At 69.1% G+C, this 10,584-nt stretch carries 9 protein-coding genes; 3 read left to right on the top strand and 6 right to left on the bottom strand.

What is annotated here, in order from left to right:
• The 5 genes from VFX99_RS14275 to VFX99_RS14255 form a co-directional block, all read right to left on the bottom strand.
• A partial coding sequence (locus VFX99_RS14275; protein WP_329666957.1) for an ROK family protein occupies nt 1-767 on the bottom strand: 767 nt, incomplete at its 3' end.
• A 43-nt stretch (nt 768-810) separates the two neighbouring features.
• Complete coding sequence (locus tag VFX99_RS14270; RefSeq protein ID WP_414684396.1) at nt 811-1,728, bottom strand: carbohydrate ABC transporter permease; 918 nt, start codon at nt 1,726-1,728, stop codon at nt 811-813.
• Nucleotides 1,725-2,720: a sugar ABC transporter permease gene (locus VFX99_RS14265; protein WP_329666956.1), complete on the bottom strand. Its 996-nt coding sequence runs from the start codon at nt 2,718-2,720 to the stop codon at nt 1,725-1,727. The genes VFX99_RS14270 and VFX99_RS14265 overlap by 4 nt, the downstream gene beginning before the upstream one ends.
• 126 nt (nt 2,721-2,846) lie before the next feature.
• Nucleotides 2,847-4,088, bottom strand: coding sequence for an extracellular solute-binding protein (locus tag VFX99_RS14260; RefSeq protein ID WP_329666955.1), 1,242 nt, complete (start codon nt 4,086-4,088; stop codon nt 2,847-2,849).
• Nucleotides 4,089-4,200: 112 nt separating this feature from the next.
• Complete coding sequence (locus VFX99_RS14255) at nt 4,201-5,400, bottom strand: ROK family transcriptional regulator (RefSeq protein ID WP_329666954.1); 1,200 nt, start codon at nt 5,398-5,400, stop codon at nt 4,201-4,203.
• Between the two features lie 164 nt (nt 5,401-5,564).
• Here VFX99_RS14255 and VFX99_RS14250 point away from each other — a divergent pair, with 164 nt between their 5' ends.
• Both VFX99_RS14250 and VFX99_RS14245 read left to right on the top strand, forming a co-directional pair.
• Complete coding sequence (locus tag VFX99_RS14250) at nt 5,565-6,011, top strand: hypothetical protein (protein WP_329666953.1); 447 nt, start codon at nt 5,565-5,567, stop codon at nt 6,009-6,011.
• A 105-nt stretch (nt 6,012-6,116) separates the two neighbouring features.
• Nucleotides 6,117-7,604 carry a L,D-transpeptidase gene (locus VFX99_RS14245; protein WP_329666952.1) on the top strand — a complete coding sequence of 496 codons (1,488 nt, stop codon included), beginning with the start codon at nt 6,117-6,119 and terminating at the stop codon, nt 7,602-7,604.
• Between the two features lie 157 nt (nt 7,605-7,761).
• On the opposite strand, the gene VFX99_RS14240 is transcribed toward VFX99_RS14245, so the two are convergent.
• Nucleotides 7,762-9,981: an NADP-dependent isocitrate dehydrogenase gene (locus VFX99_RS14240; RefSeq protein ID WP_329666951.1), complete on the bottom strand. Its 2,220-nt coding sequence runs from the start codon at nt 9,979-9,981 to the stop codon at nt 7,762-7,764.
• A gap of 144 nt (nt 9,982-10,125) precedes the next feature.
• Here VFX99_RS14240 and VFX99_RS14235 point away from each other — a divergent pair, with 144 nt between their 5' ends.
• Nucleotides 10,126-10,578, top strand: a complete 453-nt coding sequence (locus VFX99_RS14235; protein WP_329666950.1) for a GNAT family N-acetyltransferase — start codon at nt 10,126-10,128, stop codon at nt 10,576-10,578.
• Nucleotides 10,579-10,584: the final 6 nt, after the last annotated feature.

Here is a 10,584-nt window from a genome sequence, read left to right as displayed (position 1 = left end):
CGCTCGCCGAGTGCGGTCACGCCTCCGCCGAGCACGACGGCGTCGACGTCGGCTGTCAGCACGAGCACCCGCACGGCCGCGGCGACGCCCCGCGCGAGGCCCGCCCGGAGTTCGCGCGCGAGCTCGTCGCCGGCATCGGCGGCGTCGAACACGTCGCGCACAGGCAGGGCGCTGGCGCGCCCCCAGCGCTCGGCGATGGCCCCGCCACCGGCGAGCGCCTCGATGCAGCCGCGCTGCCCGCAGCGGCAGAGTGGGCCGTTCGGATCGATCGAGATGTGGCCGACCTCGCCGGCGGCTCCGCGGGCGCCGCGCCACAGCTCGCCGTCGGCGACGATTCCCGCGGCGATCCCAGTGCCCAGGTTGAGGTAGGCCATCGACCCGGCGGCGCCGTGCAGCGCGTAGGCGCCGAACGCGGCCGCCTTCACATCGTTCTCCACCCGCACCGGGACGCCGAGCTCAGGCCCGACAGCCGCCGCGAGGTCGAGCTCCTCGACACCCAGGTTCACCGCGTGGACGACACGAGCGGTGCCCGGCTCGACCTGCCCGGGGATGCCGATGCCCACCGAGTCGATCGGGCCGAGTCCTTCCGGGGCTCCGACCTCCGTTCCCACATCCGCCGCCAGCGTGCGCACCGCCTCCAGCACGGTTCGCACCACGGCATCCGCGCCCCAGCCCGTCGCAAGGCGCATGCGGCCGACGATCGCGCCGCCCCCGTCTACGGCGACGGCATCCGTCTTGGTCCCCCCGACGTCCAGCCCGATCTTCACCGGCCGTCCCCCCGGGAGGAGGCGGTGAGCGTTCCGGCGCGCATCAGCCCTTGACCGCCCCTGCGACCAGGCCGCCGGTCATCCGCTTCTGCACCAGGAGGAAGAAGATGACGACGGGGATCGCGACGAGGGTCGACGCGGCCATGAGCTCCGCCCAGTTGATGCCGCCGTTCGGGTCGAGGAACGTCCGCAGCCACACCGGCAGGGTCATCGCCTCGGGTCGCGGGTTGAGCACGAGCGCGAACACGAATTCGTTCCAGGCCTGGATGAAGCCGAAGATGCCGGTCGCGACGAGACCGGGGGCGAGCAGTGGGAAGGTGATGCGCCAGAACGCGCCGGCGCGACTGAGCCCGTCGATCATCGCCGCCTCCTCGAGCTCGGCGGGAACGCCGTTGACGAACCCGCGCAGCGTCCAGATCGTGAAGGGCAGGACCGTCGCGATGTAGACGGCCGACAGACCGAGCACGCTGTTGAGCAGATGCCATCCGTCGACGAGGCGGAAGATCGAGATGATCATCGCCTCGGCCGGGATCATCTGCACGATGAGGATCGCGATGATGAAGCCGGCCCGCGAGCGGAAGCGGAACCGGGTGACGGCGAGCGCGGCCAGGAAGGCGAAGACGAGCGCCACCGCAACCGTGATGAGACTGACGGTCAGGGAGTTCACGAGCGCGGGCGCGAACGGTGCCCGCGTGTCGCCGAGGATCACGTTGGTGTAGTTGTCGAGCGTGCCGTTGTCGGGCCAGAAGTGCAGCTCGGATCCGCGGACCTGCGAGTTGGGCTGGAACGAGGTGTTCACCATCCAGTAGACGGGGAAGACCGAGGCGACGAAGACGATGAGGGCCGCGAGCCCGGTGAGGATGGACCCGGCCCGGCGCCGCAGGCGGGCGTGGCGATCGCGGGTCGCCCGGGGCGAGGCCGCCGCCTCGCCGGCGGGCGCGGATGCCGTTGCGGTGGTCACAGCGCGTCCTCCTTCACGGTCTGGCGGACGTAGAAGATCGAGACGGCGACCAGCAGCAGCACGAGGATGACCGAGACCGCCCCGCCGATGCCGAAGTCCCCCGATCCGAGCGAGACCCGGTAGATGTACACGCCCAGCGTGTTGGTCTGTTCGGCGAGCCCGCCGATGGATTGCAGGGCGTAGATCTGGGTGAACACGCGAAGGTCCCAGATGACCTGCAGGATCGTCACGATCACCAGGATCGGCTTGATGTAGGGCACGACGACCAGGAAGAACCGCTGGACTCCGCCGGCTCCGTCCAGCTGCGCCGCCTCCAGCACGTCCTCGGGCACCTGGGTCAACCCCGCGTAGAGCATGAAGGCGACGAACGGAACGGCGCCCCACACGATGATGATCGCCGCGACGAAGAAGAAGCTGAGCGGCTCGATCAGCCACGAATGGCCCTCGAAATCGAGACCGAACCAGTCCGTCAGAATGTGGTTGAGCACTCCGTACTGCGTATCGAAGATCCAGCCCCACACGATCGTGGCCGACAGCGGGGGCATCGCCCAGGCCAGCAGCAGGCCGACGGACACGATCGTGCGCAGCACGGTGCCGAGCTGATTCAGCAGCAGGGCGACCAGGGTGCCGAGCACCATCGTCGTGATCACGCACACCGCGGCGAACACGACCGAACGGCCCAGCACGCCCCAGAACTCCGGGTCAGTCAGGATGGCGACGTAGTTGTCGATCCCGACGAACTCAGGCGCAGCACCGAACACCTGCGCGCGGCCGTACTCCTGGAAGGACATGATTCCCAGCTGGAGCAGCGGCCACCCGGTGATGACCAGCAGCGCGATCAGCGCCGGGGTGAGCAGGGCGTAGGGCGTGAAGCCGCCGGCCCGCACGAACCGGCGGCGGCGCGAGGGCTGCTCCTCGACCGGCGGCCGGAGCGCGCCGTCGTCGTCGACGGGCAGCACCGCAGGGGTGAGCCGGCTGGACGCGATGGACATGGGGTCTCCTGAGAAATGGTAGGCACAGGCCGGGCCGGTGGCGAGAGTTCCACCGCCGGCCCGGTCGGCGCTGCGAGGCGCCGGGGAGCGCCCGAGGCGCCTCGGGCGCCGAAGGCGCGTCGGGGATCAGCCGTTGAGGATGTCCTCGATCTTCACGTCGACTTCCTCGGCGAGCGACTGCACGTCGCCGCCCTGGGCGATCTTCACGAAGAAGTCCTCCAGGATGCGGGACGCCTCGACCTCGGCCCAGTTCGGCGATGCCGGGGTCAGTTTCGCGTTGCCCGCGGCCTCGGTGAACGCGAGGGCCTCCGGGGTGTCGCCCAGGGTCGACGCGAGGGACTTCTTGGCCGGGATGAGCCCGTTCTCGCCGTAGATCGTCTGGAACTCGTCGCTCAGGATGATCTCGAGCGCCTTCTCCGCCAACTCGGGGTTGGCCGACTTCGCCGAGATGCCGATGTTGGAGCCGCCCGCGAACACCTGCGCGGCGTCGCCGTCCATCCCCGGGAGGGCGTAGACGAAGGGCGCCGCCGGCGGCGTCGCGGTCTCGCACTCGCTCGCCAGACCCAGTGCCCAGTTGGGCGCCGAGAACTGGATGGAGGTCCCCTCGCAGTAGGGCGTCCATGGCTCTGCATTGTCGCCGTCCTTGGGCGCAAGCGAGGCGTTGGTCATGAGGTCCTGCACTTGCAGAAGGCCCTTGACCGATTCAGGGCTGCTCAGCTGCGCATCCCATCCGTCGCCGTCCGGAACCGCGATCTCCCCGCCGTTCTCCCAGATGAACGGGAGCGCGTTGTACCAGTCCTGCCCGGCGAAGTAGATGCCCGACTTGCCGGCGTTGGCGGCCGCGAGGTCCTTCGCGGCGGTCACGTAGTCGTCCAGCGTCGCCGGGGCCGCGGTGACGAACGCGGGGTCGGCGAACACGACGCGTGCGCCCGAGTACAGCGGGGGAGCGTAGAAGGCACCGTCGTACGACCCGGCTTCGACGAAGCCCGGAAGCAGATCGTCACCGCCGAGCGTGTCGTAGATGCCCGAGATGTCGCGCAGCGCGCCCACCGAGGTGAAGGCGGGTGCCTGGGTGTTGCCGAACTCGACGACATCCGGGCTGTCCGAGCTCGACAGGCTGGTCGTGAGCTTGTCGACGAGGCCGTCCCAGCTCTGCTCCTCGATGACGAGCGTCGAACCGGGGTTCTCCTCCTCGAAGGTCTCCTTGAGGTAGTCGCGGGCCTCCTGCGGCGTGTCGGCACCGACAAGCCAGACCCGGATCTCCGCGCCGTCTCCGCTGTCCGAGGCTGCATCGTTGCCGCCCGCGCATCCTGCGAGGACGAGCGCTGAGGCGCCGAGCAGCGCGACGGCTCCAAGCGTCTTGTTCATTGTGTTCCTTCGTTCTCTCTTGGTGATTCCGGGGGCCGGGTGACCCGTCCGGGGAGTTTCCTGCGGGTTCGTCGTGGATCTGACGACCCTTCGAAAGGGACAGCCGGCGGTGCTACGACACCCCGAGCTGTCCCGACAGCACCATGACGGCGGCTCCGCGCAGGACGATGTCCTGGCCCTGCTCCGTCATCCGCACGCGGACGCCGTCATGGAACTCGGCGAGTGTCCGTGCACGAAGGGTCTCGACGGTCGCCTCCGTCAGCGGGCCGTCGAGAAGCTCAGGAGGGCCGGAGAGCACGATCTCCGACACGTCGAGCACGCCGACGATCGGCGCGAGCGCGATCCCGAGGCGCTCGCCCGCGTCGCGGAGGACGCCCGCGCGGGCCTCTTCGCCGGCTGCCGCCGCCAGCCGCGCCGACAGCGCGGGAACCGCGAGCCACGCCTCCAGGCATCCGACCTTGCCGCACACGCAGACCGGACCGCCGTCGGTCCCCACGGTGACGTGGCCGATCTCGCCCGCGGCGAAGTGCGCGCCGCCCATCGGCTGTCCTGACGCCAGGAGGCCCGATCCGACACCCCGTCCGACCTTGACCAGGAGGACGTCGTCTCCCGCGCCGCCGAAGGTGTATTCGGCCAGCACCGCCGCATTGGCATCGTTGGCCACGAGGACGGGCAGGCCGAGTGCGTCCTGCAGCGCACCCCGCAGGTCGAAGCCGGCCCAGCGCAGGTTGGGGGCGGTGAGGATCACGCCGCGGTCGTCGACGATGCCGGGTGAGCCGACCCCGATGCCGAGGACGGGAGCGTCCGCGTCGCCGACCAGGTCGTGTGCGAGCCGGACGACGGCGTCGAGAACGTCGCCGTCGACGGCCACGGGCACCTCGCGGCGCGCGACGATGCCGCCGTCGAGGGTGAGAACCGCGCCGATGAAGACGTCGCTGCCCGACAGGTCGATGCCGACGATCCGATGCCCGGCGCGATCGAGGTCGACGAGCATCGCGGGCTTGCCGGGGCCGGAAGCCTCCCGCATCCCCATCTCGGCGACGAAGCCGTCGGCGATGAGCTCCGAGATCAGATCGGAGATCGTCACCCGGGTCAGGCCGGTCTCCCGGGACAGGTCTGCCCTGCTCATCGCCCCCTGATGGAACAGCGTCTGAAGCAGCAGAGAACGATTGTGGCCGCGGGCATGCTCAGGCAGCACCTTGGCCCCCTGACGCAGCGCACGACCCGGCCCGAACGGGCGGCCGTTCGCGCTGGCGGGCGTGCGCGGCGATTCGAGGAGGGAAGAGCCACGCTGCGCATCCGTTGCGTTCATGTTTGTTAGTACACCTTACGAACTAACGGACCGCAAGCCTTTCGTCGGGTTTGCACGGCGTGTTTACAAAACCGTTATCTTCGCGCCTCGTCAGACAGGGCGCCTGTGGATCTCCCGGCTCGACCCGGGACCGCGCTCGCTTAGGCTGGGAGAAAGGAGGACCCATGTCCCACAGAGTCGCGGCTCTCACCCTCGCCGCAGTCGCCCTGCTCGGGCTGACCGCCTGCACCTCCCCCGCCTCCGACACGGCGGACAGCCGCAGTTCGGACGCACCGGGCGACGCGGGCCAGTCCACGGCCGATGCGTGTGCGCTGGTGCAACAGGGCATCGAGGACGCGACGGCGCAGTTCGACAACGCGGCGACCGCGGATCCGGCATCCGTGGTCGAGGCGATGAAGACCGCTTCGCAGACCCTCGCCGACACCGCAGCACAGGTCACCAACGACGAGGTCGCCGCCGTTCTGCCGTCGTTGCAGGACATGTTCGCCGAGGCGAGCGAGGTCATGGAGGCCATCGTCAAGGGCGACGTGTCGAAGTTCGAGGACCTCTCGCAGCTGGGCACTGAGTTCACCGAGACCAGCGAGGCCTTTCAGGCGATCTGCGAGCCCTGACATCCGGCCTGCGCGCGGCGCAGCATCCGTGATCCATCCGTTGCAAGACGCCCGGCGCGCATCCCGTACGATTGAGTGACGTGTTCGCAGCCGGGGGGTGTTGGCATGACCGATCTGGCTACCAGGCCCGGTGCCGAGGAGGCGCCCGCCGACGACGCCGCAGCGCCGACGACGCCGGATGCCGCGGCCCCGTCCGGCGGCGACGGAAACGCGCCTGCCTACGCGTGGGCGGCGCCGCCGCCTGAGCCGCGCAAGCGCCGGCTCGGGCTGTGGATCGGCATCCCGGCAGGCCTCGCCGCCATCGCGCTCGTCGTCTCGTCGCTGGTCCTGATCGCGCCGGGCACCTCGATCGCCGGCGTGCCCGTCGGCGGCCTCACTCCCGGGGCTGCCGCCGACGCCATCCAGGGGCGCCTGAACGAGACGACCGTCGTGCTGACCGGCGCGGGCGGCGACGTCCAGGTCAGCGGCGCCGACCTTGGCGCAACGGTCGACGCGAAAGCCCTCGCCGACGCCGCCTTCGCCTCGAAGCCCATGTGGAACCCGACCGCCTGGTTCGCGCCGCCGATCGACGCGCTCGTGCGGATCGACGCGGAGACCGCCGCCGCTGCGCTGCGCTCCGCCGCCCCCGACCTGTACACCGATCCCGTGGACTCGGCGGTCACGTTCGACGCAGCGACCGCGAACTACGTCGCGACGCCGTCCGTCCCGGGCACCGGAGTCGACGTCGAAGCCGTCCGCACGGCACTGGCCGAAGCATTCGCCGCGGGCGAGACCGTGGTCGAGGTCGAGGCGCAGGCCGCGCCCGTCGAGGCGGACAGTCCCACCTTCGTCGCCGCCGCCACGGCGCAGCAGCTCAACGGAATGCTCGACTCGGCCGGCTTCTACGTCGGCGACGAACGCACCGTGCCGATCGAGCGCGCGGTCGTGGCTTCCTGGATCACGGTGGCCCCCGCCGATCGCGGCACGTACACGATCAGCGCCGACTCCGCCGCCATCCAGCCCTACGTCGACGCGCTCGCACCGATCGTGAATCGTGCACCCGAGAACGGCAGGGTCATCACCGACTCCGAAGGCGAAGTGCTCCGCGAGGAGGCGGCGGGCATCTCCGGGCGCGAGCTGGGCGACACCTCGGGCGTCGCGTCCGACTTCGCCGCGCAGCTCGCCTCCGGCAACGGCGTGTACGCGCTGCCGGTCACGGAGGTCGCACCCGTGATCACGACGCTCGCCCGGCGCATCGAGGTCAACCTGAGCCAGCAGCACGCCTACCTCTTCGAGAACGAGAACGTCATCGACTCGTGGCCGATCTCCTCCGGCAAGGAGGGCTTCAGCTCGAGCACCGGGAACTTCCGCATCAGCGCGAAGCTGACCTCGCAGAACATGGGCAACCGCGACCTCACGGTGTCGCCGTTCTACTTCACCCCCGATGTCCCCTGGGTGATGTACTACAACGGCGACGAGGCCCTCCACGGCGCCTACTGGCACAACAACTTCGGCAACGTGATGAGTCACGGCTGCATCAACATGCCGCTCGGGTCGGCCGAGTTCGCCTACGCCTGGGCGCCTATGGGCACCGAGGTCTGGGTGCACTATTGAGCCGAGTCGGGTCAATGTGCGCGAAGCGCACGTTGATGCGGCTCCGGCTCAAGGTTCAGTAGCCGCCGCAGCCGGCGTATCGAGGCCATCGCCCTGCAGAGTCGACGAATGACAGAAGGGTGGATGCCGCGGCATCCACCCTTCGTCGTTTGTCGTGTCAGCCCAGGCCGTCGACGATCTCGTTCAGGGTCTTCGAGGGGCGCATGACAGCCTCGACGAGCTGCTCATCCGGTCGGTAGTAGCCGCCGATGTCCACGGGCGAGCCCTGGACGGCGAGCAGCTCGGCGACGATCTCCTGCTCGCGCGAGGCGAGTTCCTCGGCGACCGGGGCGAAGGCGGTGGCAAGCTCGGGATCGGCCTGTTGGGCGGCGAGCTCCTGAGCCCAGTACAGGGCGAGGTAGAAGTGGCTGCCGCGGTTGTCGATGGTCCCGAGCGCACGTCCCGGCGACTTGTCGTTCTCCAGGAAGGTCCCGGTGGCGGCGTCAAGGGTGTCGGCCAGCACCTGCGCCTTCACGTTGCCGGTGGAGGTCGCGAGGTGTTCGAGCGAGGCCGCCAGAGCGAAGAACTCGCCCAGCGAGTCCCAGCGCAGGTAATTCTCCTCCAGCAGCTGCTGGACGTGCTTGGGAGCCGATCCGCCGGCTCCGGTCTCGAACAGACCGCCGCCCGCCAGCAGCGGCACGATCGACAGCATCTTGGCGCTCGTGCCCACCTCGAGGATCGGGAAGAGGTCGGTGAGGTAGTCGCGCAGCACGTTGCCGGTCACCGAGATGGTGTCCTGACCCTGGCGCAGCCGGTCCAGGGAGTACTGGGTCGCCGCTGCCGGAGCCAGGATCTCGATCGTGAGACCGTCGGTGTCGTGGTCGGCGAGGTAGGTCTTCACCTTGGCGATGAGAGCCGCGTCGTGCGACCGGGTCTCGTCAAGCCAGAACACCGCGGGTGCGCCGGTGGCGCGGGCTCGTGTCACGGCGAGCTTCACCCAGTCCCGGATCGCGATGTCCTTCGTCTGCGTCGCGCGCCAGATGTCTCCCGGCTGCACGGTGTGCTCGAGAAGCACGTCGCCCGCGCCGTCGAGCACCTGGACCACGCCCGGGGACGCGATCTCGAAGGTCTTGTCGTGGCTTCCGTACTCTTCGGCCGCCTGCGCCATCAGCCCGACGTTGGGCACGGAGCCGATCGTCGCAGGATCCAGCGGGCCGCGAGCGATCACGTCGTCGATGGCGGTCTGGAAGACGCTCGCGTACGACGAATCGGGGATGACGGCGAGCGTGTCCGCCTCGCCGCCGTCCGAGCCCCACAGCTTGCCGCCGTTGCGGATGAGCGCGGGCATCGAGGCGTCCACGATGACGTCCGAGGGGACGTGCAGGTTGGTGATGCCCTTGTCGGAGTTCGTGTACGACAGGCGCGGACCGCGGGCGAGGTCGGCCCTGATCCGCTCCGCGATGTCGTCGCCGCCGGGGACGGAGGGAAGCCCGGTGAGGATCGCCGCGAGGCCGTCGTTGGCGGTGAGACCCGCTTCGGCGATCTGATCGCCGTACTTGTCGAACACGTCGGCGAAGTACGCCTTGACGACGTGGCCGAAGATGATCGGGTCGCTGACCTTCATCATCGTGGCCTTGAGGTGCACCGAGTAGAGGATGTCGTCGGATGCCGCCTCCCGCAGCGTCTCGGCGAGGAACTCGTCGAGCGCGGCGGCGGAGAGGAACGTGGCGTCGACGATCTCGCCGGGCAGGACCTTGAGACCGGTCTTCAGCGGCGTCACGGTGCCGTCCTGGGCGACGTGCTGGATCGTCAGGACGTCGTCGCTTTCGATGACGACGGACTTCTCGTTGGACTTGAAGTCGTCGTGGCCGAGCGTCGCGACGCGCGTCTTGGAACCTTCGGCGAAGGGCTTGTTGCGGTGCGGATGCTTGCGTGCGTAGTTCTTCACCGACAGCGGTGCCCGGCGGTCGCTGTTGCCCTCGCGCAGCACCGGGTTGACTGCGGAGCCCTTGATGCGGTCGTACCGCGCGCGGATGTCCTTCTCCTCGAGCGACTGCGCGTCATCCGGGTAGTCCGGGATGTCGAAGCCCTGCGACTGCAGCTCCGCGATGGCCGCCTTCAGCTGCGGGATCGAGGCCGAGATGTTCGGGAGCTTGATGATGTTCGCCTCGGGCAGGGTCGCGAGCCCGCCCAGCTCGGCGAGCGCATCGCCCACCTGCTGCTCCGGCGTCAGCTTCTGCGGGAACGCCGCCAGCACGCGACCCGCGAGCGAGATGTCCCGCGTCTCGACATCCACCCCCGCCTGGCTCGTGATCGCCTTCACGATGGGCAGGAACGAGGCGGTCGCAAGCGCCGGAGCCTCGTCGGTGTGGGTGTAGAAAATGGTCGAATCAGTCACCGGTGTCGTCTCCGTTCGGGTGGTCCTGCCAGCCTATCGCAACGGAAAAGTATCTTGACATCGAGATACTTCGCCCGGTGAATTCCTCGTTACAGGAGGACCCCATCCGTGACGGGCACGTCGTTTCCCTACTACCCTGTGCCTATGGCCGAGCTGAGACTTGTCGAACTTTCCGCCGCGACGATCGTCGCGGTCAACAACATGTCCCTCAAGCCCGGGCAGGAGCAGTTTCTGGCTCCCGTGAGCTACGGGATCGCCGCCACGGTCATCAATCCGCAGACGTCCTGGCAGCGCGTCGTGCTGGACGGTAACGAGGTCGTCGGGTTCGTCAGCGCGAACTTCGACCCCGAGGCATCCGAGGAGCATTTCCGCTCCGTCCTCTGGCGCATCAACGTCGATGCGGACGACCAGGGCCGCGGTGTGGGCAGGTTCGCCGTGGAGGGGCTGCTCGCCGAGGCGCGGGCTCGCGGGATGGATCACGTCGACGTGATCTACGAAGCCGGCGAGGGCGGCCCCGAGGCGTTCTTCAAGCGCGTCGGCTTCACCCCGGTCAGCGAGACCGAGTACGGCGAGGTCATCGCCGAGATCCGGCTTTAGCGCGCG

Origin of the sequence: Microbacterium sp. (assembly GCF_036277215.1) — a bacterium.
Lineage (GTDB): Bacteria > Actinomycetota > Actinomycetes > Actinomycetales > Microbacteriaceae > Microbacterium.
This window is presented reverse-complemented; position numbering and strand designations above follow the sequence as displayed.